Source organism: Algirhabdus cladophorae (assembly GCF_044772865.1).
GTDB lineage: Bacteria > Pseudomonadota > Alphaproteobacteria > Rhodobacterales > Rhodobacteraceae > Algirhabdus > Algirhabdus cladophorae.
Map to the genome: position 1 here is coordinate 294,705 of NZ_CP173029.1, position 19,910 is coordinate 314,614.

The window sequence follows — 19,910 nt, forward strand, 5'->3', positions numbered from 1 at the left end:
CTTTACGAGGCCAATCGTTCAACAGGCGCGATGACTGCCTTGAGGTCGATTACTCGGGTCATGTCATCTTCCCGCGAGATTACACCTATAATGCTCTGTCTTGTGGCTTCGCTTTTGACGTCAGGTGTTTCCTGAATAGCGTCGAGCGGTACTGTTAAGATTTCTGAGACGGATTGGACCAATAGACCAATGGTTTGATCGCCAACGGTCGCAATGATTACCACATTTCTTTCGTTAGCTTCTGTTTTGCCAAAGCCGAAACGCGCGGCGAGGTCATAAATCGGGATTACCGAACCACGCAGGTTCATTACGCCCATAACATCCTCCGGCGCATGGGGAAGCGCGGTTACTTGCGCCCATCTTCGTATTTCTTTGATCTGCATGATCTCGAGGCAAAAGCTTTGGTCACCTGATGTAAACGTTACAAACTCTTTCTGCCCTGATTTCAGGGGTTCTTGTTCAGGCGACATTTTGTGCATCCTCTTCAGCTGCGGTACTATTTTCGCTTTGGTTTGTTGCTAGATCTGCAATGTTGTCGGGGTCCAGAATAAGTGCAATTTTGCCATCACCAAGAATTGTTGCAGCGGACACACCAGGGATTTTGCCGTAATTTCCTTCAAGACTTTTTATGACTACTTGTCTTTGATCATGAATTGCGTCGACAGCTAAGGCACGCACTCCATGGCGATCGGTTTCTACAACCAACAAAACTTCTGGGACTGAGTTTTGCTGGTTTGCAGTGAAGCTGAGGCTCTGAGCGACATCGATTATTGGGACGTAGCTGCCGCGTATTGAAAGAACATTTCCATCAACACCAAGCGGGAAAATATCTGTTTTGGTTGGGCGCACCGTTTCCAAAATAGATGTAATCGGAACAACCATAGTTTCATCGCCGACGGACACGACCATGCCATCGAGTACAGCCAGAGTAAGCGGTAAAATCACAGAAAAGACTGATCCTTTGCCCGGTTCTGATGCAATAGAAATTCGTCCACCAAGGGCCAAAACCGCGTTTTTGACAACATCCATGCCAACACCACGCCCAGAAAGATTTGACACTTTCGAGACGGTCGAAAAACCTGGCAGGAAGAGAAGATTGTCAATTTCGTTTTCAGTCAAATCGGCGTCAGCTGGGATGAGGCCTTTGGTAATCGCAATTTCTTTGATCTTATCTCGGTTGAGGCCAGCGCCATCGTCCGAGATTTCGATGACGACGTTGCCGGATCGATGCGAGGCGTTTAATTTTATCTGACCTACATCGGGTTTTCCGGCCGCTTTGCGGGTTTCAATGTCTTCGAGGCCATGGTCGACAGCATTTCGGATCATGTGGGTGAGGGGATCAGCAAGCCGTTCAATAACTGTTTTATCGACTTCGGTGTCGTCACCAATCGTCACCAGTTTGGCGCGTTTTCCAGTCGCTTCACTGGCTTCTCGAACGATGCGGCCCATGCGCTGGAACAAGGGCTTGACGGGCTGGGCACGGATGGCCATGACCCCCTCTTGGATTTCGCGGGCTAAGAGTTTGTAGTCCTCCAGATCATTTTGCAAATCCGTCACATTATGCGATTGCAACTTGTCAATCTGCTGAGCAATCATGGCTTGATTTATGATCAGTTCCCCGACCGTGTTAATCAAACGGTCTACCCTTTCGAGATCCACGCGTAGGGTCGGGCGTGGCCCTTTGGGTTCAGTTTTTGCTGGAGGTGCAGCAGGAGTGACCTTTGTTTTTTGTGGCGGTTTCTGGGCCTTTTGGGGTGGATCTGGAACTGTTGCGAGTGGTTCCTCGGCGACAGGCGCTGGCGTTGGAGCCGCGCCAAACATGGCATCCAAATCCAATGCGGGAGCTGGGTCGTCTGAAGCAGCTAGGTCTTGACGTACTATACGCAGATCACAAAGGCCCTCAACGAATTCAAAAACTTCATCCAATGCAGTTTCGGGTTCTTGCGTGGTCAGCGTCAGATCCCAACTGAGGCCATATTCTGATACGCTGAGGTCGTGCAGTTCACTCAGAGTTTCGCTGTTGAGACAGACGTCCAGTGTGCCAAGACGTTCCAGGGCTTCGAACAACAATATGGGTTCGTGCCCGTTTGCAAAAAGAGAATTGAATGGACGAAACTGAATTTTAAACACGGTCTCGTTTGTGTCAGCAGGATTGGGCGTAGATGCGGCGGCGCTTGCGTCATCATCGAAATTGAACGCCACGGCATCAAAAACGAATTCTTCGTCTGGGGCAGGGGCTTGCGAAGCCGATGCATCTGCGCCCAAGAAACCGCCTAATTCACTAATGACGCCTGCAACAGTTGCTTGGTCGACGGGCGTTTCATCACGTGCGGAGCTGACTAGGTCTGTCAATTGGTCGCCCGATTTTTGCAATACAAGCAAGAGCTCTTCGGACATATCCAGTTTGTTTGACCGAATGTTGTCGAGCACTGTTTCGAACGTGTGAGCAAAGCCAACAAGGTCATCCAAGCCAAAGGCGCCAGCACCACCTTTCATCGAATGAACAGCCCGGAAAACTGCGTTCACAACCTCGTTGTCGACGCTGTCGGTTGCCATTTCGTCAAGACCTTCTGCCAGAGCGGCCAGAAGGTCCTCGCATTCTTCAAAAAAGGTATCGCGGATCGAGTTCATGCTCATAGGATCACGCCCCGCCTGTGACCCGATGAAGGACTGAAATCAGGGATGCATCATTGAACGGCTTTACGATCCATCCAGTCGCACCTGCTTCACGGGCACGGGCCTTGGCCTCATCCGAGCTTTCTGTTGTGAGAACAAGGATCGGGACTGTGGAGTTTTCGTTTGCGGCACGAATGTCTTGAATAACGCCATACCCGTCTTTGTTCGGCATATTGATATCGGTGATGACCACATCTGGGGTCAATTGTTCAAATCGTTCCACGCCTTCCACACCGTCGTCCGCGCTGAAGTAGGCGAAACCAGCATCTTCGATAGATTGGCGAAGCAATTCGCGGATCGTGCGGCTGTCATCAATGGCCAAGACTTTGGTTTTCACGAAGGAACCTCATTTTCAAATTGCGTAGAAGAAACACCCAGCAGCGCCAGACTGGAGCGTAGATCGTTGGACATGCGCGACAGTTCAAAATTGAGGCCCTTTGCCTGCCACACCTTTTGCGCGCTCAGCAGGATTTGGAGGTTTTGCGCGTCCATGCGTGAAACATTATCGCATTGAATGTCTACGTCCCGATCCTGAACGTTCTGAAAGAAGGCGATCAAGGGGTTTTGCGCCGGGTGACCTTTGTGTCGCCCAAGCGGATAGATAGAGGCATCACTCACTGCTGTAACCTTTCACGCATCTGTCAAAATTGTGCGATACCCTTAGCGCACGGTGCCTTAACAAATCGTTTTGCTCGCCCAATATTTTCGGCCATGGTGCTGCGGTGGAATAGCCTAAGGCGAATTGAAATGATTGATCTGCGCGATATGCAACTTTTGACGGCTTTGTCCCGCCACAAGCATTTCGCCAAAGCAGCAACAGAATGCGGAATTTCACAGCCAGCGTTTTCCATGCGGATCCGCGCACTTGAAGACCGCCTAGGTGTCGCAATCGTGCGGCGTGGCAACCGGTTTCTGGGCCTCACCCCACAAGGCGAGCTTTTGGTCCAGCGGGCGTTGGGCATTCTGGATGATGTGCGCGGCTTGGAGCAGGAAATCAAGGCCGGTGACGGGCCCATTGCAGGCACACTAACCTTGGGTGTGGTGCCCACGGCATTGGCGCAGGCGGGGGCCCTAGTGGCTGCGCTTTATGATCAGTTTCCGCAGGTATTTGTCCGTCTGGAATCTGCGTCATCCTTGGCCATTCAGCAAGGGATCGAGGACGGTCGACTGGACGCTGGCCTAAGTTATACGGACGGCGTGTCCACGGATCTTTTGCAGGTCGAACCGGTCTATGAGGAAACCTATGTTTTGCTTGCGCCAAAGGCGGTTGTGGCGGGCGATGCAGGCAAGGTCAGATGGGATGATTTGGCTGGGGTGCCGCTATGTTTGTTGGATGGTCAGATGCAAAACCGGCGCATTTTAGACAATATATTTGCCGAAGTTGGCTTGGTTCCAAACATTGTAAGCGAAGCTAACGGGTTCACCTCAGCGCTGATGATGGTGCAGCAGGGCGCCGTAGCTGCAATTTTGCCCAAGGGCCTTTTGGACACATTTACCATGCCCGAGGCGATTACTGCATTGGAATTACACGAACCTGTGGTGGCCAAAACTATCGGTTTGCTTACCTCGCGACGTGGGAGGGCCTTACCGATTGTACAAAAGCTAAGGGCAATTTCGCTAGCAGCAGCATTATAAGTAAAAATTATCGTACATGCGCAATAAGCTATTTGAATATATCAATTACTGATGGCACTGCTAGGGAAACCAAGGAGGTCCCAATGGCGCCACTCGACGATACAAAAGGTGTTTGGAAATCAGGCAAAGGCAAAGGGCGTAAAACCCCAAAGGGCCGTCAGCCGGAAGACAGCGCATTGGACTACATCCGCACATTGCTGGGCGACCGCCCGCGTAATCGGGACTTGTTGATCGAATTTTTGCATTTGATTCAAGATGATCAGGGGCATCTGAGTGTCGAGAACCTCTGCGCCTTGGCCGATGAAATGCGTCTGTCGCAGGCGGAAGTCTACGAGGTCGCCACCTTCTATGCCCACTTCGACGTGATCAAAACAGGCGAGCCTGTTCCGCCTGCGCTGACCATCCGTGTCTGCGACTCACTGTCGTGTGAATTGGCAGGGGCGCAGCAATTGAAGGCCGCGTTGGAAGACGGGTTGGACGCCTCGCAGGTCCGCGTGTTGCGCGCGCCCTGCATGGGCCGCTGTGACACGGCCCCGGTCTTGGAGATCGGCCACCACCATATCGATAACGCGACAGTGGAAAAGGTCGATGCGATCATCGCGGCCAAGCATTTCCACGCGGACATCCCCGACTATGAAGCGCTGGCGGCCTATCAAGCGAACGGCGGCTACACCCAACTGACCACGCTGCGCGACGGTGGAGATTGGGAAGCGGTGCAAGCTACCATCAAAGAAAGTGGCCTACGTGGGCTTGGCGGTGCGGGCTTCCCATCGGGCACCAAATGGGGCTTTGTGCGTGGAGCCGAAGGGCCGCGCTATCTGGCCGTGAATGGTGACGAGGGCGAGCCTGGCACATTCAAAGACCGCTACTATCTGGAACGCACGCCGCACCTGTTTTTGGAAGGTATGTTGATCGCGGCTTGGGCTGTTGAGGCCGACACATGCTTTATCTACATGCGCGATGAATACCCTGCTGTGCTGCATATTTTGGCCGAAGAAATCAAAGCGCTAGAGGCCGCGGGCATCGTGTCCGAAGGCTTCATTGACCTGCGTCGAGGGGCAGGGGCCTACATCTGCGGCGAAGAATCCGCAATGATTGAAAGTATCGAAGGCAAGCGTGGCATTCCACGTCACCGCCCACCCTATGTGGCCCAAGTCGGTATCTTTAACCGTCCGACGCTGGTGCATAATGTGGAAACCCTGCTGTGGATCGCCCGCGTGATGCGCGAGGGGCCAGAGATTCTGAACGCGACTGAAAAGAATGGTCGCAAAGGCTTGCGCAGTTATTCAGTGTCAGGACGCGTCAAAAACCCCGGTGTGCATCTGCTGCCAGCCGGATCGACGATCACTGATATTATCGACGCCTGCGGTGGGATGCTGCATGGGCACAGCTTCAAAGCCTATCAACCGGGTGGACCGTCTTCTGGTCTGCTGCCTGCGTCGATCAACGATGTGCCGCTGGACTTTGACACGCTGCAACCGCTGGGCACGTTCATCGGCTCGGCTGCTGTGGTGGTCTTGTCCGATCACGACAGTGCCAAGGCCGCCGCGCTGAACATGCTGCGGTTCTTTGAGGACGAAAGCTGCGGGCAATGCACGCCCTGCCGCACGGGCTGCGAAAAGGCCGTGAAACTGATGCAAGCCGACACATGGGATCAACCGCTGCTTGAGGACCTCTGCCAAGTGATGTCCGACGCCAGCATTTGTGGTCTGGGCCAAGCCGCCCCCAACCCGATCCGGTTGACCATGAAACACTTCGGTGAGGAGATTTAAGATGCTCGATACAGCAAACACAGTCACATTCTCGCTGAACGGCGATGAGGTCACAGTCCCCAAAGGCACAACCATTTGGGAAGCCGCCAACGGGCGCGGCCTTGTGATCCCGCACCTCTGCCACAAGCCTGAGCCGGGCTATCGCAGCGACGGCAACTGCCGGGCCTGCATGGTCGAAGTGGAAGGCGAACGCACATTGGCGGCGTCCTGTATCCGCGAAGCCACCGACGGCATGGTCGTCAATTCCGTGTCCGAGCGCGCTGAAAAATCCCGCGCGATGGTGTTGGAACTGCTGGCCACAGACCAGCCGGAAAAACCCCACGATGCGTCCAGCCATTTCTGGGACATGGCGGCGGAAACCGAGGTCATCGAAAGTCGTTTCCCACGGGTTGAGCCGGACGCGATCCCGCTGCTCGACAACAGCCACGTGGCGATGTCCGTGAACCTTGATGCATGCATCCAATGTGGCCTGTGCGTGCGGGCCTGCCGTGAAGTACAGGTCAACGATGTGATCGGCATGGCAGGGCGCGGCAAGGGTGCCGAGATTGTGTTCGACATGAACGACCCTATGGGCGCATCGTCTTGCGTGGCTTGTGGCGAATGTGTGCAAGCCTGCCCGACAGGGGCCTTGCTGCCTGCCACAGTGGTCGATGAAAACCAAGAAGGCGACAGCAAAGACTTCGACCGTGAGGTTGAAAGCGTCTGCCCGTTCTGTGGTGTCGGCTGTCAACTGTCGTTCAAGATCAAGGACAACAAAATCAAATATGTGGAAGGGGTTGAAGGCCCTGCCAACGAAAACCGGCTCTGTGTTAAAGGCCGCTTTGGGTTCGACTATATCGACCACCCGCATCGCTTGACCAAACCGTTGATCCGCCGCGAAGACGCACCTGCCAAGGGCTTGAACGTGGACCCGGGCAATGTGCTGACCCACTTCCGCGAAGCCACATGGGACGAAGCGCTGGATGCGGCGGCAAACGGTCTGGCCAAATTGCGCGAAGACAAGGGCACACGGGTTGCGGGCTTTGGCTCGGCCAAGTGTTCCAACGAGGAAGCCTATCTCTTCCAGAAAATGATCCGCCAAGGGTTCGGCCACAACAATGTCGATCACTGCACGCGGTTGTGCCACGCGTCCTCGGTCGCTGCGTTGATGGAAAACGTCGGCTCGGCCGCTGTGACCGCGACATTTAACGAGATCGAGAACGCCGATGTGGCCATCGTGATCGGGGCAAACCCGACCGAAAACCACCCCGTTGCTGCGACCTATTTCAAGCAGTTCACCAAACGCGGTGGCAAGCTGATCATCATGGACCCGCGCGGCACTGGGATGAAGCGTCACGCGTCGCATATGCTGCAATTCAAACCGGGTGCGGACGTGTCGATGCTTAATGCGATCATGAACGTGATCGTGGAAGAACAGCTGTATGATCAGCAATATATCGAAGGCTACACCGAAGGCTGGGAGGATATGAAATCCCACCTTGCCGGCTTCACGCCCGAAAAGATGGCGCCGATCTGCGGGATTGAAGCAGACGTACTGCGCGATGTGGCGCGGACCTTTGCGACCGCCAAAGCTGGCATGATTTTCTGGGGTATGGGGATTTCCCAGCACATCCACGGTACTGACAATTCGCGCTGCTTGATCAGCCTTGCCCTGATGTGTGGTCACGTGGGCAGGCCCGGCGCGGGTCTGCATCCGTTGCGTGGTCAGAACAACGTGCAAGGGGCGTCTGATGCGGGTCTGATCCCGATGTTCCTGCCAGACTATCAGTCGGTGATGGATGACGGAGTGCGGTCTGCCTTTACGGATGTTTGGGGTTCGGGCGACTTTAGCGCACAAAAAGGCCTGACCGTGGTCGAGATCATGGATGCGGTCCACGCAGGCGATATTCGCGGCATGTATGTGCTGGGTGAAAACCCTGCAATGTCCGACCCCGATGTGGATCACGCACGCCACGCGCTGGCCAAATTGGAACATTTGGTGGTGCAGGATATCTTCCTGACAGAGACCGCGAACTATGCCGATGTGATCCTGCCTGCATCCGCATGGGCCGAAAAGACCGGCACCGTGACCAACACAAACCGTCAGGTGCAAATGGGCCGTCCAGCGGTATCGCCCCCCGGTGACGCGCGTGAGGATTGGTGGATCGAAGTCGAATTGGCCAAACGCCTCGGGCTGGACTGGACCTATACGCACCCGTCCGAAGTGTTTGCAGAAATGAAGCTGAACATGAAATCCTTGGACAACATCACATGGGATCGGTTGGAAAAGACCGCAGTGACCTATCCGTCGCTAGATGAAACCGATCCGGGCCAGCCGATTGTGTTTGGCGATGGCTTCCCACGGGCCGAGGGCCGCGCAAAATTCACACCAGCCAATGTGATAGCACCCGATGAAGTGCCGGATGCGGAGTATCCAATGGTGCTGATCACAGGGCGTCAGTTAGAGCATTGGCACACTGGGTCGATGACGCGACGAGCGTCGGCATTGGATGCACTAGAGCCCGAAGCCAACTGTTCACTGCACCCGCGCACTCTGCGCAAATTAGGGGTCGAAGCTGGTGGGATGATCCGTCTGTCAACGCGCCGTGGGTCGGTGTTGGTGATGGCACGTGCAGACCGCGCAGTGGCAGAAGACAACGTGTTCCTGCCCTTTGCCTATGTGGAAGCGGCGGCGAACCTGTTGACCAATTCAGCCCTTGATCCCTACGGGAAAATCCCGGAGTTCAAGTTCTCAGCGGTACGGGCCGAAGCTGTGGAAACGATTGCTGCAGAATAAAGGGTTTCGAATTGCTGGCGCAATCCGACGTGATTTGATTTATCGAATTGCCTGCGCAATCCGACGTGACTTTACTTATCGAATTGCTTGCGCAATCCGACACGACTTTACTTATCGAATTGCTTGCGCAATCCGATGGGGGGCGGGCCCGCTGACGCAGGCCCGCCTTTTTCGATGTTTGAGCAAAGAAAAACGACGAGGCGTCACAATTTTGACGGGATCTTAAGAGATAACATTGCAGGGTGAGGGCATGATATCTGGGGAGATGCATCATGCGCTATTTTATTTTCAATTGCCTTGGCTTTGCCGGTTTGGCAGCAATGTTCATGGTTGCAGATATTCTTGTGCTGGACATCAGTCACAGTGCCCGATCTGCGCTGGGCACATCGGCACAAGTATCCGTGCCTGATCAACCCGCGACTATTCAGATTACTACTCTGAACTAAACGCTAGAAATCGATTTTAACACCGGGCAGATTTAGCGCCTTCATCAATTCGCGCAGTTCCTGGCGGGCGGCCACATTCGAGATGTTCAGGTTGCCAACCCCAAGGTCGCGTAAGTCGAGCAACGTCAAGCCACGTGGAAACAGCTCGCGAAAAATAACGCGTTCGCCAAATCCATCAGTAAAACGAAAACCGATCCGTTTTGACAGATTTTCCAACGCGTCGCGCATCTTCTTTTTATTGACCATATTCTGCGCCCCAAGGCGGTTGCGCACGACGACCCAATCAATCGGCGGCAGTCCGGCTTGGGCGCGCAGTTGCCGCGCGCTCCACACCATTTGAGAATACACGGACGGGCCTTTGACCTTACCGTCTAGATCGGTTTTGGCCAAAAGATCGAAGTCAATAAAGCTGTCGTTCAAAGGGGTTACCAGTGTATCCGCCAAAGAATGCGCCACTTGGCTGAGCCGTGTGTGGGATCCAGGGCAGTCGATCAAAATGAAATCAACGTCAGCCTCTAAACCAGCCACAGCCAGCGACAGCCGTTGATCATAGATGTTCTCGCCGTCTTTGAGTTCTTTGGCGTCAATTTCTGGGAGGGGCCGATAGGTAGGCGTCGCCAAATCGAGGCCTTTGTCCGCGCAATAGGCGATCCGTTTTTCGATGTAGCTACCCATCGAGCGCTGCCGCAAATCAAGATCAAGACACCCAACTTTGTGCCCCATGCGCACAAGTGCCGTGGCGACGTGCATCGAGGTCGTAGATTTGCCCGATCCGCCTTTTTCGTTCCCTACGACAATGATATGTGCCACGCTTTGCCCCCAGCGATTGCGCCCCTTCGCGAGGCTTGATTGCTGTGTGTATAGATAACTGTGCTGCTTAGGAAAAGAGAAGGTTCTTTCGATGATCAGCTTTATTGGGGCGGTGTTTCTTTTGATCATCACCCCTGGTCCGGGGGTTTTGTCGACAGCTGGCGTAGGTGCTGCATTTGGGTTTCGCGCGGGCTTTGCCTATGTGCTGGGGCTCTTTATCGGGACAAATTTGGTGGCATTGGCGGTTGTCACTGGGGTGGCTGCAGTCGTTTTGGCCAGCCCTGTGATCCGCAGCGTTTTGTTCGTTCTTTCGACAGGTTACCTATTGTACATGGCGGCAAAGATTGCCCTCGCAGGCACAAAAACGGCATTTGAACCGGCGGCCCGATGCCCCAACGTCTGGGATGGTATTGCTCTGCAAGCGGTGAACCCAAAGGCCTATGTCGTGAACACGACTTTGTTTTCGGGATTTGTTATTTTCCAAGACGCACTCTTGACTGAGATGATTTTCAAATTCGTAGCCGTAAACGCTATTTGGATCCCAATCCATCTCGGCTGGCTTTGGGTGGGAGGGGCCTTAAAGCGTATGGAACTGCCTAAAGCCACACAAAGATTGATCAATGTAGCTATGGCTGTGGCCTTGGTTTTGGTGGTGGTTTTGGCTGCGGCTGCGCAGTTTTTGTGACCCTTATCGGCCCGATTTATCTGGGTGATGGTGCCACAGCTGCAGGCAAATTCACCAGCACTCGGCACGGGGATCAAGCCATCGCAATAGGGCCACGGGCAATGAAGTGCTTTCCTTCGATAACATCCTGTGGTTGTATCTTGTTGAAATTGCTAACCGATAGGCTGCTTTGTGGATTGAATTGGATCTACTAGCCCGCAAATTCAGGCTTAGCAATTTGAGAGCCGGGGGGGCGGTTTTGAGTTTACGACGTTTGTTTATTGTCTATTTGTCTGCGTTGTCACTGTTGTTGGTCAGCGTGGTGGCATCGATGGTCATCACGGAATTGGCGTCGGATGATCTGGTCGAAGATGCGGCCAAGATCAACTTGGCGGGACGTCAACGTATGCTAAGCCAGCGAATCATTTACCTGGCACAGGATTTGGCCTCGTCTCCGGGATCTGCATTGGAAAATACGCGAGCGGAACTGGAAACGGCAATCAATCAATTGCAGGCAGCAGTGCATTTGTTTGAAGAATCCCACGCGGCCCTTAGCACCGATGCCAATCTCAATGTGGTGACCAGTGATTTGTATTTTCAACGTGATGCTACGGGCCAATCGCTTGATGAACGGGTGAACCGATACCTTGTGCATGCACATGGCATTCTGGCGAATCCGATGGATCCGATTAGCCTTGCGGGCTTGCGACAAATCGAACGTGAGGGTCTGCTGCGCGACTTGGATGAAGTTGTCTCCAGTATTGAGAAGGTCTCGATCAAGCGGGTTGCGGTTTTGCAAAATCTTGAACGGGGATCGCTATTGCTGGCGATCTTCATTATTTGTGTCGAAGTTTTGTTGGTTTTTCTGCCCGGCCACAGGTTTTTGCAGCGCACCCTATCGCGCCTGACCGACCAAAACAAAGAGCTGGTTGAAGCAAACCGCGCCAGTGAGGCGTTACGCCAAGAGCAAGCCGAATTCACATATGCCGTGTCACATGATCTTAAATCACCGGCCAACAGCATCGGTTTGATTTTGGATGAGGTCTTGATCGAAGAAGAAGAACGCCTGAGTGAAGATGGACGTGAAATGCTGGACGAGGCCCTTGCAGTGGTCAAGCGGATCGGCGGCCAAGTGGAAGACATCTTGCAATATGCTTGGGTCACCAGCGGCGAAAGCAATCCAGTGCCAGTAGATCTGGGGACTGTGGCGCAGGATGTTTTGGCGGATTTATCCTTTGATATCAGTTCTGCTCGCGCAGAGGTCACAGTTGATGCACCGCAGCAGATCATCGGCCATACGCGGCAGATTCATATGCTTATTCAAAACCTGATTGCCAATGCCCTCAAGTTTCAGCCCGATGGATCTGTACCCAAAGTGCATGTGAGTGCAACGGCTTTGGACGGTGGTGCCGGAACGCGTCTGACGGTGCAGGACAATGGGATTGGAATTGCCCCAGAAGATCAGAAACGGATTTTCAAGCTTTTTGAGCGATTACATTTGCGAGACGAATATCCGGGCACTGGGTTGGGCTTGGCCACATGTGCGCGTATTGCCGACAATCATGGTGGCAGCATCACAGTTGATGCGGACTATACAGGCGGAGCGCGCTTTGTCGTGGAATTGTACAACTTAACCGATCACGCCAGTGACGAAAGCCAAAGGAACGCTGCATGAATACTTCAACACCCCTTGGGCGGGTTATGCTTATCGATGACGAGGCATTTGATCAGCGGATGTATCGTCGCATCATTGAAAGATCGGGACTGGCCAGCGATGTGATTGGGTTTACCTTGGCCACAGATGCGGTGGCCTATCTGCAAAATGACGAAATGCCGTTGGTCGATTTGATATTGTTGGATATTCGCATGCCCAAAATGGATGGTTTCGAGTTTCTTGATGCTGCTCAGCAGTATTTGGGCAATGAATATGAAACACCGGTCGTCATGATGCTGACCACGTCCCTCAGCCCTGAAGACCGTGCAAAGGCTGATGCAAGCGAGGCGATTAAGGGCTTTTTGAGCAAGCCACTCACGGCAAAGCATTTGGAAAGCTTTGTGGGTTTGCTGGAAGACGCCCAAAAGGGCCTCAAGCCGCGGCCCACAGAACTCTAGGCGGCGTCCATAAAGGACAAGGTGACAATATCGCGTAGGGTTCTATTCTAGCGCAAAGGCTGCGCGAGGGGGGACAGTTTCGCGATGAAAATTACGGATGCACAGGTCTTTGTAGGTGGACCGGGGAAAAACTATGTCACGCTAAAGATTATGACCGATCAAGGGGTGTATGGTTTGGGGGATGCGACCTTGAACAACCGCGAAACCCTGCCTGCGGCCTATCTGACCGATTACTTGATCCCCAACTTGATCGGTATGGACCCGCGCAACAGCGAGGATATCTGGCAGTTCTTTTATCGAGGGGCCTATTTTCGCCGGGGGCCGATTGCTATGGCAGCCTTTGGGGCAATTGACATGGCGCTTTGGGATATCAAGGGCAAGCTGGCGAACATGCCGCTTTATCAGCTGTTTGGGGGCAAAAGTCGCGAGGGCGCTATGGTCTATGCTCATGCGACTGGTGCTGATCTTGAGGATTTGATGGACTCTGTCGCGCATTTTGTCGAACAGGGCTACAAAGCCGTTCGGGTGCAATGTGGTATTCCCGGTATGCCCAGTGCCAGCTATGCCGTGCCCGAAACCAAAGGCGCGTCGACCGAATATATGACCGATTTTAGCGGTGTTCGCCCCAAGGTCGAGACATGGGATACGGGCACCTACATGCGCTATATGCCCGGTGCCTTGGCGGAAATTCGGGCGCGATTTGGGCCAGACCTGCATATTCTGCACGACGTTCATCACCGACTGTTGCCGCGTGAGGCTGCCGAGTTTGCCAAGTCGGTTGAATCCGTGGGCCTGTTCTGGCTAGAGGACCCAACCCCTGCCGAGGATCAAGAGGCCCTACGGCTGTTGCGCGCCCATTCAACGGTGCCGGTCGCGATTGGTGAGGTGTTTAACTCGATCTGGGAATGTAACAAACTGATCGAAAATGAGTTGATTGATTTCATTCGAGTGGCCGCGACCTATGCAGGCGGGATCACTCATGTGAAACGTATCATTGATCTGGCGGGCCTGCATCATGTGCGCACAGGGTTTCATGGTGCGCCCAGTCATTCCCCGATCTGTATGGCGGCCCACGCCCATTTGAACGCATGGGCCCCAAACTTTGGCATCCAAGAGTATCTGGTTCTAGGCACGCCAGCGTGCGATGCGCTGTTCCCGTCAGATCACAGGATGGAAAACGGAATGGTCTACGTCAGCGACGCGCCGGGTTTGGGCGTCGATTTCGATGAGACTGAGGCCAAACGCTATACCTATTCCCCCGGCAGCCACCCCGTGGTCCGGCTGCAGGATGGCACGATTTGGAATTATTGAAGTCGGCCTGGCGGCTTTTGGAAACGTCTATTTGGAAAGCCAGTCCGCGATGGCTCAAAGCCTGCGCTTAGCATTATTGTGTAGCCCCCATGTTGCCACACGCGGGATGTTGCGTTGTCCAAAATTTTTTGACCAAATCCTTTGCACCTTTCGTCTGGATAGGTCACCGCGGTTTCAATCACGTCAAAGCGCTGTGCGCCTTTAGTGAGATTTGGGATAATGACGATCATGCAGGTCGTAACAGGAATTTCATCGGTAAACCCCACCAAAACAGTTCTGCCTTCGAAGTGGCTCAATTTTTACAAGCTGTTACACGCCACTGGCGGCGCGACTTTTTCGTTGGTGGATGAGAGATGCGAATAGAAGTCTTGCAACGCCTCCATGTCCTTGCCCCGCGCTACACGAATATCAAAAGGCGCATGTTTGATGATTTAGACAATTCCTGTCTTGGGTGGACTTAGGCGACTTAGAACGAAAAACGCCGCCCTGTCTCCAGCGCGGCGTTCTTTGAAATCGGAAAGGTAGGCGGCTTAGAAGCCCAAACCTTCGTATTTCTTTTTGAACTTGGAGACGCGGCCGCCTGTGTCCATCAAACGTGTGCCACCACCGGTCCACGCAGGGTGTACTGTTGGGTCCACGTCGAGGGCCAGCTGAGTGCCTTCTTCGCCATAAGTCGAGCGCATCTTGATGATGTCGCCGTTGGTCATCTTCACGTCGATGAAGTGGTAATCGGGATGTGTATCTTTTTTCATCTGACCAATCCTTACGCGTTTGCGCCGGCACCCTTAGGTGCGCGGTAGTTTGTCTGTTCGGCGATACGTGCGGATTTACCACGACGTTCCCGCAGGTAGTAGAGTTTCGCACGACGCACACGGCCACGACGCACAACTGTAATGCTGTCGATGTTGGTCGAGTGCAGCGGGAACACACGTTCTACGCCTTCACCAAAAGAAATTTTGCGAACTGTGAACGAGCCACCGATGCTAGAACCGTTCTTGCGGGCGATACAAACGCCTTCGTAGTTCTGAACACGGGTACGGGTGCCCTCGGTCACTTTAAAACCGACACGGATGGTGTCACCGGCTTTGAAATCGGGAATGTCTTTTCCCAAGGCAGCAACTTGTTCTGCCTCTAGTTGAGCGAGCAGATCCATCGGATCCTCCTATTTATTATGGCTTGCGGTTGTTCCGCAAAGGTCTGGCGCGTCCCGATAGCTCTGATCTTTGTTCGGTGTTCCCATCCACGCGGATGCGCCCGTCAGAGGTCAAGTCGACATTTATTTATGCGGCTTCCGGGCCTTGTCTGGTATATCATTGAACCCAAAGAAGGTTCTGCCTGATCCAGTGGTTCCCGCAAACCAATGCACGCGAGTCGGAAAATCCGACCGCGAACTTGGGCGGTATAGGGCGATCAGCCCTGTCTGGCAAGGGTTTTGATGGGGTCAAATCTGCCCCAAAAGCCATGTTTTCACAGTCTCAAGGGCGCGATTGGTCCGCGCCCCTGTGGGCCAGACCAAATAGAAACCGGCGTTGCCATCTGCGGGAAAATCCCAAAGCCGTTCCAGACCATCGTTTGCGTGCAAATAGAGGCGGGGCACAAGGGCCAGACCCTGTCCGTTTTTTGCTGCATCCATAGCCAGTGCGGTTTGGTTAAATTGCAGTAGCTTTTTGGGGCGATTGATCAGACCTTGCTGAAAAAGCTGGTCCCAATGGCGGTGACTGTCTTGGATCAAAGTATGGGTTGTGGGCGTATCGAGCGAGGCAAACTGCGGCGTGCCAGCCGTCCCAACGATACAAAGGTCCAAACTGGCCAGTTTGGTATAGCTCAGATCCTTGCCAAAAGGGGGGCTGCCCAACCGAATGGCCAAATCAACGCCATCACTGGCGAAATGGGTCAGGCTTTCCTCAGCTTGAACCTGAACCTCGATGTCGGGATTTTGCGCCTCGAAATTCGTCATGCGTGGCACCAGCCATTTTGCAGCAAAAGATGGCGTTGTGGACAGTGTGACTTTGGCGGCATCAGGGATCAATTGGGCCACCCCGTCTTGGATCAGGGTCATGGCCTGACGAACTGGGCGATGCAACGTGGCCCCATCTGCAGTCAGCGAAAGCCCACGGGCCTCGCGTTTGAACAGGGTTTTGCCCAGATCGGCCTCCAGTTTGCGAACTTGTTGGGCGACGGCCCCTTGGGTCAGATGCAATTCCTCAGCGGCATGACGAAAGTTCAGGTGCCGGGCGGCGGCATCAAACATCCGCAGGGCATTCAGATTGGGCAGGCGCATCATCGGGCTTTCTAGGCAGTAGAATTTCTACACCCTTGAGCGATGAGACATGATTGGTCAAGGGCTGTTCCGGGCGGCTAAACAGCTATCCATAGGATTTCGAAGGATACGCCGGATGTCACGTATAAATGCCATGATTGAACCTGTTTGGGCTTTGAAGTGGGTGGCGTCGCTGATCCAGATTGCGGGCTACACGGCAACTGCTTTTGGCATGACGCCGCTGAACATCTACTTGTTTCTAATTGGATTGATTGGCTGGTTTGTTGTTGGGGCGTTCTGGAAGGATCGCGCGATCATGTTGATCCATTTGGTGGCATTAGCAGCCATGGGGGCGGGCTTGGCCAGCAGTTGAACCAAAGGTTTTGCCAGCTTCTGTGAACACCAAAAAAGTGCAGTTCCAGGAAACTGCACTTTATTTTGGAAAATGGGATCGTTCTATAGATTCTAAAATCGGTATCGTGGAAAGGTATTTTGGGGTAAATCTTAGAAATTCGGGGAGGTCGCCCAAACGGCGTTACCATTCAGATCCAGACCGCGATAATTGCTGTCTTGCTCGGCATAAACACCGGCACACACCTTCAGGAAATGAGCAACTTTTTTGGCGATTGGCAGGATGAATGCGCCGAAGTCTACGGTTTTGATTGGCTGGGCTGTGGCGGTGTAAGTCATTGTTGTCATTTCGTAATTCCCTCTGGTGTGTGGCGTGGTTGCCGGTGTGTCTGTTCTTGCATCCTGTTTAGACAGAGGGTGGCAGAGGCGACAGTCAGGTATGCCTTACTTTGGGTCATTTTGGGGTCAGGAATACCCGACTTAACGGGGTATATTGGGCCCTAAAACATTGTGCAGGTGCAGAAAAATGCTGTCACCGGGGAAATATTTTTGAATTTCCCCCTCTGGTTTGTCACTGTTGGGAAAAGGGGAGGATCCAATGCTGATCAGGGCTGAAAAATTAGGGGATGCCGAGGCAATCCACGATATCACTGCTATGGCCTTTGCCCCAAAGGCGTTTAGCGACGGGACCGAGGCCGCTTTGCCTGCCGCCTTGAACGCGGATGGTGATATGGTGTTGTCTTTGGTCGCTGTTGACACAGAGATCGTTGGCCATGTTGCGTTTTCAACCGTGACATTTGATGGCCGCGACATGGGGTGGATCGGCTTGGGCCCTGTGGCTGTGCACCCAGATCGGCAATTGCAGGGGATCGGGTCTGCGTTGATCACGCAGGGCTTGGACCAGATCAAAGCCTTGGGTGCCAAGGGCTGCGTCTTGGTTGGCGATCCGAAATACTACCACCGTTTTGGTTTTGTAGGCGACGGGGCGCTGCGCTATCAGGATTTGCCTGTGGAATTGGTGCAGTGGGTGTCATTTGATGGATCGGCGCCTAAGGGAATTTTGGGATTTGCACCGGCGTTCGGGGATTAAGCGCCTTGGAACAAGATGCCTACAAATGTGAACGTGATGAAAATTGCGCAAAGCACCCGGATAAATCCAAAGGCTATTTCTTGAGCGTGTCCCAAAGGTCAGGTCTGCGCTCTTGGGTCAGTTTTTCGGACTGCTCGCGTCGCCATTTGGCGACTTTGCCGTGATCGCCTGAGGTCAGGACGTCGGGAATTGTGTGCCCCATCCAGTCCGCAGGGCGGGTGTATTGCGGGTGTTCGAGCAGGCCTTCGGAAAAGCTTTCCTCGACGGTGCTGTCAAGATTGCCCAATACGCCGGGCAGAAGGCGCACTGTGGCGTCGATCATGGCTTGGGCGGCCAGTTCGCCACCGGAGAGGACGAAATCCCCAAGGCTGACCTCTTGGATATTGTAATGATCGAGCACGCGCTGATCGACCCCTTCGAACCGGCCGCAGAGCATGGTAATACCATCGGCCTGTGACCACTCCCGCGCCATGGCTTGATCGAACCGACGACCGCGCGGCGACAGGTAGACCAGCGGGCAGCGCCCTTTGATCTGTTTGCCTACATGTTCGATGGCAGCGCCCACTACATCGGCGCGCAGAACCATGCCAGCCCCGCCGCCAGAGGGCGTGTCGTCTACATTGCGGTGCTTGCCCTCGCCAAACATGCGCAGATCGGTGGTCTCGATCTGCCACAGATTGTCCTTGAGCGCCTTGCCCGTCAGGCTTTCGCCCAGCACGCCCGGAAAGGCATCGGGAAAGAGGGTGATGATCCGCGCGGTCCAGACATTGGCCAGCGTGGGTTTGGGGGTCATCAGATCGCGGGGTTTCAGCGAGGTTGAAATGGATTTCAACCCGTGGCTTTTGGTAGGGGCCACCATCAGTCGAACAGGCCTTCGGGGGGATCGGCGACGATGCGTTTACCCGCGATATCAACGGTAGGCACGCAGGCCTTGGTGAAGGGCAGGGCCACGGTGTTTTTGGCCCCGACGGCGTGGATTTCCAGCATGTCGCCGGCACCATGGTTCACCACCAATTTGACCTTACCCAAAGGCCCGCCGCCCGTATCGAACACCGGCAAACCGATCAAATCGGCATAGTAATACTCGTCTTCCTCGGGATCGGGCAGTTCACTGCGCTCGGCGAACAATTGCGTGCCGTTCAGCGCGTCGGCCTCTTCTTTGGTGTTCACACCGCGCACTTGGGCTGCAAATCCGTTTTTGACAGGCTGCACAAGGGTCGCGTTAAAATCGCGGTGCCCGCCTTCGTTGGTCAGCGGGTATTCAAAGATTGCCAAAGGATCGGCGCAAAAACTTTTGATCCGCACATGGCCTTTGACACCAAAGGCGCCCGCGATGATGCCGACGCATACCTTATCCATTGGCCGCAACCCCCCGACAAATGCCGCTTTGCATGGTTCCACCTGCCTCTTTGCAGGCCTCAGCAGCGCCTGCCCATTGATACATCACCCCTGCGGCGAAGGCCCCACCGGAAAATATGACAAGACGGAGTATTCCAAACATTTCAGCGTCCTTGATTGATTAGGCCCTTCATAGACAAAAGGCCGCCTGTTCCCAAGCGGCCTTTCGAAATTCATGGGCAAGCGGTGCTTACTCTTCGGCTGCAGCTTCTTCTGCTGGCGCTTCTTCTGCAGGGGCTTCTGCTGGGGCAGCAGCAGCTTCAGCAGCGGCGGCTGCTTTGGCGGCTTTTTCTTCGGCGCGCTCTTGGGCTTTCTTGCCCGGTGTGCCTTTTTTCGGGTTCGAGCGGTCTTTCTTGGGCAACTCGCCAGCGGCTTCCAGCATGCGGGATACACGGTCGGTGACCTGAGCGCCTTCGCCCAACCAGTATTTCACGCGCTCCATGTCCATTTTCACGCGCTCTTCGCTGTCTTTTGGCAGCAATGGGTTATATGTGCCCAGCTTTTCGATGTAGCGACCATCGCGTGGCATGCGGCTGTCGGCAGCCACGATGCGGTAAAATGGACGTTTCTTGGAACCGCCGCGGGCGAGACGAATTTTCATAGCCATGA

Annotated in this window: 24 protein-coding genes; 11 read left to right on the forward strand and 13 right to left on the reverse strand. The window is 54.2% G+C overall.

Annotation, left to right across the window (positions count from 1 at the left end):
* Window positions 1-2: 2 nt before the first annotated feature.
* From ACIRQ6_RS01415 to ACIRQ6_RS01430, 4 genes are read right to left on the reverse strand one after another with little or no spacing between them, the layout of a single operon-like run.
* Window positions 3-470, reverse strand: coding sequence for a chemotaxis protein CheW (locus ACIRQ6_RS01415; protein WP_420862347.1), 468 nt, complete (start codon window positions 468-470; stop codon window positions 3-5).
* Window positions 460-2,637, reverse strand: a complete 2,178-nt coding sequence (locus tag ACIRQ6_RS01420) for a chemotaxis protein CheW (RefSeq protein ID WP_420862348.1) — start codon at window positions 2,635-2,637, stop codon at window positions 460-462. The genes ACIRQ6_RS01415 and ACIRQ6_RS01420 overlap by 11 nt, the downstream gene beginning before the upstream one ends.
* 4 nt (window positions 2,638-2,641) lie before the next feature.
* Window positions 2,642-3,013 carry a response regulator gene (locus tag ACIRQ6_RS01425; RefSeq protein WP_420862349.1) on the reverse strand — a complete coding sequence of 124 codons (372 nt, stop codon included), beginning with the start codon at window positions 3,011-3,013 and terminating at the stop codon, window positions 2,642-2,644.
* Window positions 3,010-3,294 carry an STAS domain-containing protein gene (locus tag ACIRQ6_RS01430; RefSeq protein ID WP_420862350.1) on the reverse strand — a complete coding sequence of 95 codons (285 nt, stop codon included), beginning with the start codon at window positions 3,292-3,294 and terminating at the stop codon, window positions 3,010-3,012. The genes ACIRQ6_RS01425 and ACIRQ6_RS01430 overlap by 4 nt, the downstream gene beginning before the upstream one ends.
* A gap of 129 nt (window positions 3,295-3,423) precedes the next feature.
* Between ACIRQ6_RS01430 and ACIRQ6_RS01435 the strand changes: the two genes are divergently transcribed.
* The 4 genes from ACIRQ6_RS01435 to ACIRQ6_RS01450 all read left to right on the forward strand — a co-directional run bounded on the left by ACIRQ6_RS01435 (window position 3,424) and on the right by ACIRQ6_RS01450 (window position 9,305).
* Window positions 3,424-4,311, forward strand: coding sequence for a LysR family transcriptional regulator (locus tag ACIRQ6_RS01435; RefSeq protein ID WP_420862351.1), 888 nt, complete (start codon window positions 3,424-3,426; stop codon window positions 4,309-4,311).
* Window positions 4,312-4,394: 83 nt separating this feature from the next.
* Window positions 4,395-6,083 carry an NAD(P)H-dependent oxidoreductase subunit E gene (locus ACIRQ6_RS01440; protein ID WP_420862352.1) on the forward strand — a complete coding sequence of 563 codons (1,689 nt, stop codon included), beginning with the start codon at window positions 4,395-4,397 and terminating at the stop codon, window positions 6,081-6,083.
* A 1-nt stretch (window position 6,084) separates the two neighbouring features.
* Complete coding sequence (gene fdhF / locus ACIRQ6_RS01445) at window positions 6,085-8,859, forward strand: formate dehydrogenase subunit alpha (RefSeq protein WP_420862353.1); 2,775 nt, start codon at window positions 6,085-6,087, stop codon at window positions 8,857-8,859.
* A 272-nt stretch (window positions 8,860-9,131) separates the two neighbouring features.
* Window positions 9,132-9,305 (forward strand): hypothetical protein, encoded by a 174-nt coding sequence (locus ACIRQ6_RS01450; protein ID WP_420862354.1) that lies wholly within the window; start codon window positions 9,132-9,134, stop codon window positions 9,303-9,305.
* 3 nt (window positions 9,306-9,308) lie between these two features.
* On the opposite strand, the gene ACIRQ6_RS01455 is transcribed toward ACIRQ6_RS01450, so the two are convergent.
* The gene (locus ACIRQ6_RS01455) at window positions 9,309-10,115 is read right to left on the reverse strand and encodes a division plane positioning ATPase MipZ (RefSeq protein ID WP_420862355.1); all 807 of its coding nucleotides are present in this window, start codon (window positions 10,113-10,115) and stop codon (window positions 9,309-9,311) included.
* Window positions 10,116-10,206: 91 nt separating this feature from the next.
* On the opposite strand from ACIRQ6_RS01455, the gene ACIRQ6_RS01460 reads away from it, so the two are divergent.
* From ACIRQ6_RS01460 to ACIRQ6_RS01480, 5 genes are all read left to right on the forward strand, one after another.
* Window positions 10,207-10,800 carry a LysE family translocator gene (locus ACIRQ6_RS01460; RefSeq protein WP_420862356.1) on the forward strand — a complete coding sequence of 198 codons (594 nt, stop codon included), beginning with the start codon at window positions 10,207-10,209 and terminating at the stop codon, window positions 10,798-10,800.
* A 238-nt stretch (window positions 10,801-11,038) separates the two neighbouring features.
* Window positions 11,039-12,454 carry a sensor histidine kinase gene (locus tag ACIRQ6_RS01465; protein WP_420862357.1) on the forward strand — a complete coding sequence of 472 codons (1,416 nt, stop codon included), beginning with the start codon at window positions 11,039-11,041 and terminating at the stop codon, window positions 12,452-12,454.
* Entirely contained in the window at window positions 12,451-12,891 is a 441-nt protein-coding gene (locus ACIRQ6_RS01470; protein WP_420862358.1) for a response regulator, read from the forward strand. Before ACIRQ6_RS01465 ends, ACIRQ6_RS01470 begins: the two co-directional genes overlap by 4 nt.
* An 84-nt stretch (window positions 12,892-12,975) precedes the next feature.
* A complete protein-coding gene (manD, locus tag ACIRQ6_RS01475) occupies window positions 12,976-14,202 on the forward strand; it encodes a D-mannonate dehydratase ManD (protein ID WP_420862359.1) in 1,227 nt (408 codons plus the stop codon).
* Between the two features lie 128 nt (window positions 14,203-14,330).
* Window positions 14,331-14,552: a hypothetical protein gene (locus ACIRQ6_RS01480; RefSeq protein ID WP_420862360.1), complete on the forward strand. Its 222-nt coding sequence runs from the start codon at window positions 14,331-14,333 to the stop codon at window positions 14,550-14,552.
* A 180-nt stretch (window positions 14,553-14,732) separates the two neighbouring features.
* Here the strand turns inward: ACIRQ6_RS01480 and rpmE are convergent, their stop codons facing one another.
* From rpmE to ACIRQ6_RS01495, 3 genes are all read right to left on the reverse strand, one after another.
* Window positions 14,733-14,954: a 50S ribosomal protein L31 gene (gene rpmE, locus ACIRQ6_RS01485; RefSeq protein ID WP_420862361.1), complete on the reverse strand. Its 222-nt coding sequence runs from the start codon at window positions 14,952-14,954 to the stop codon at window positions 14,733-14,735.
* Between the two features lie 11 nt (window positions 14,955-14,965).
* Window positions 14,966-15,355, reverse strand: coding sequence for a 50S ribosomal protein L19 (gene rplS / locus ACIRQ6_RS01490; RefSeq protein WP_420862362.1), 390 nt, complete (start codon window positions 15,353-15,355; stop codon window positions 14,966-14,968).
* A 288-nt stretch (window positions 15,356-15,643) separates the two neighbouring features.
* The gene (locus ACIRQ6_RS01495; protein ID WP_420862363.1) at window positions 15,644-16,486 is read right to left on the reverse strand and encodes a LysR substrate-binding domain-containing protein; all 843 of its coding nucleotides are present in this window, start codon (window positions 16,484-16,486) and stop codon (window positions 15,644-15,646) included.
* Between the two features lie 112 nt (window positions 16,487-16,598).
* Between ACIRQ6_RS01495 and ACIRQ6_RS01500 the strand changes: the two genes are divergently transcribed.
* On the forward strand, window positions 16,599-16,835 hold the full coding sequence (locus tag ACIRQ6_RS01500) for a DUF6552 family protein (protein ID WP_420862364.1): 237 nt from the start codon (window positions 16,599-16,601) through the stop codon (window positions 16,833-16,835).
* 131 nt (window positions 16,836-16,966) lie between these two features.
* Here ACIRQ6_RS01500 and ACIRQ6_RS01505 read toward each other — a convergent pair whose 3' ends face one another.
* Window positions 16,967-17,161: a hypothetical protein gene (locus ACIRQ6_RS01505; RefSeq protein WP_420862365.1), complete on the reverse strand. Its 195-nt coding sequence runs from the start codon at window positions 17,159-17,161 to the stop codon at window positions 16,967-16,969.
* A 250-nt stretch (window positions 17,162-17,411) separates the two neighbouring features.
* Between ACIRQ6_RS01505 and ACIRQ6_RS01510 the strand changes: the two genes are divergently transcribed.
* Entirely contained in the window at window positions 17,412-17,903 is a 492-nt protein-coding gene (locus ACIRQ6_RS01510) for a GNAT family N-acetyltransferase (protein ID WP_420862366.1), read from the forward strand.
* Between the two features lie 73 nt (window positions 17,904-17,976).
* Here ACIRQ6_RS01510 and trmD read toward each other — a convergent pair whose 3' ends face one another.
* The 4 genes from trmD to rpsP all read right to left on the reverse strand — a co-directional run bounded on the left by trmD (window position 17,977) and on the right by rpsP (window position 19,908).
* Complete coding sequence (trmD, locus tag ACIRQ6_RS01515; protein WP_420862367.1) at window positions 17,977-18,762, reverse strand: tRNA (guanosine(37)-N1)-methyltransferase TrmD; 786 nt, start codon at window positions 18,760-18,762, stop codon at window positions 17,977-17,979.
* On the reverse strand, window positions 18,762-19,262 hold the full coding sequence (gene rimM, locus ACIRQ6_RS01520; RefSeq protein WP_420862368.1) for a ribosome maturation factor RimM: 501 nt from the start codon (window positions 19,260-19,262) through the stop codon (window positions 18,762-18,764). The genes trmD and rimM overlap by 1 nt, the downstream gene beginning before the upstream one ends.
* Window positions 19,255-19,404: a hypothetical protein gene (locus ACIRQ6_RS01525; protein ID WP_420862369.1), complete on the reverse strand. Its 150-nt coding sequence runs from the start codon at window positions 19,402-19,404 to the stop codon at window positions 19,255-19,257. Before ACIRQ6_RS01525 ends, rimM begins: the two co-directional genes overlap by 8 nt.
* 87 nt (window positions 19,405-19,491) lie before the next feature.
* Complete coding sequence (gene rpsP, locus ACIRQ6_RS01530; RefSeq protein ID WP_420862370.1) at window positions 19,492-19,908, reverse strand: 30S ribosomal protein S16; 417 nt, start codon at window positions 19,906-19,908, stop codon at window positions 19,492-19,494.
* Window positions 19,909-19,910 lie beyond the last annotated feature (2 nt).

Coding starts and splice junctions, on each gene's coding strand:
- ACIRQ6_RS01415 (WP_420862347.1), bottom strand. CDS start 470: ATGTCGCCTGAACAAGAACCCCTGAAATCAGGGCAGAAAGAGTTTGTA.
- ACIRQ6_RS01420 (WP_420862348.1), bottom strand. CDS start 2,637: ATGAGCATGAACTCGATCCGCGATACCTTTTTTGAAGAATGCGAGGAC.
- ACIRQ6_RS01435 (WP_420862351.1), top strand. CDS start 3,424: ATGATTGATCTGCGCGATATGCAACTTTTGACGGCTTTGTCCCGCCAC.
- ACIRQ6_RS01440 (WP_420862352.1), top strand. CDS start 4,395: ATGGCGCCACTCGACGATACAAAAGGTGTTTGGAAATCAGGCAAAGGC.
- fdhF (WP_420862353.1), top strand. CDS start 6,085: ATGCTCGATACAGCAAACACAGTCACATTCTCGCTGAACGGCGATGAG.
- ACIRQ6_RS01450 (WP_420862354.1), top strand. CDS start 9,132: ATGCGCTATTTTATTTTCAATTGCCTTGGCTTTGCCGGTTTGGCAGCA.
- ACIRQ6_RS01460 (WP_420862356.1), top strand. CDS start 10,207: ATGATCAGCTTTATTGGGGCGGTGTTTCTTTTGATCATCACCCCTGGT.
- ACIRQ6_RS01470 (WP_420862358.1), top strand. CDS start 12,451: ATGAATACTTCAACACCCCTTGGGCGGGTTATGCTTATCGATGACGAG.
- manD (WP_420862359.1), top strand. CDS start 12,976: ATGAAAATTACGGATGCACAGGTCTTTGTAGGTGGACCGGGGAAAAAC.
- rpmE (WP_420862361.1), bottom strand. CDS start 14,954: ATGAAAAAAGATACACATCCCGATTACCACTTCATCGACGTGAAGATG.
- rplS (WP_420862362.1), bottom strand. CDS start 15,355: ATGGATCTGCTCGCTCAACTAGAGGCAGAACAAGTTGCTGCCTTGGGA.
- ACIRQ6_RS01495 (WP_420862363.1), bottom strand. CDS start 16,486: ATGATGCGCCTGCCCAATCTGAATGCCCTGCGGATGTTTGATGCCGCC.
- ACIRQ6_RS01500 (WP_420862364.1), top strand. CDS start 16,599: ATGTCACGTATAAATGCCATGATTGAACCTGTTTGGGCTTTGAAGTGG.
- ACIRQ6_RS01505 (WP_420862365.1), bottom strand. CDS start 17,161: ATGACAACAATGACTTACACCGCCACAGCCCAGCCAATCAAAACCGTA.
- ACIRQ6_RS01510 (WP_420862366.1), top strand. CDS start 17,412: ATGCTGATCAGGGCTGAAAAATTAGGGGATGCCGAGGCAATCCACGAT.
- trmD (WP_420862367.1), bottom strand. CDS start 18,762: ATGGTGGCCCCTACCAAAAGCCACGGGTTGAAATCCATTTCAACCTCG.
- rimM (WP_420862368.1), bottom strand. CDS start 19,262: ATGGATAAGGTATGCGTCGGCATCATCGCGGGCGCCTTTGGTGTCAAA.
- ACIRQ6_RS01525 (WP_420862369.1), bottom strand. CDS start 19,404: ATGTTTGGAATACTCCGTCTTGTCATATTTTCCGGTGGGGCCTTCGCC.
- rpsP (WP_420862370.1), bottom strand. CDS start 19,908: ATGGCTATGAAAATTCGTCTCGCCCGCGGCGGTTCCAAGAAACGTCCA.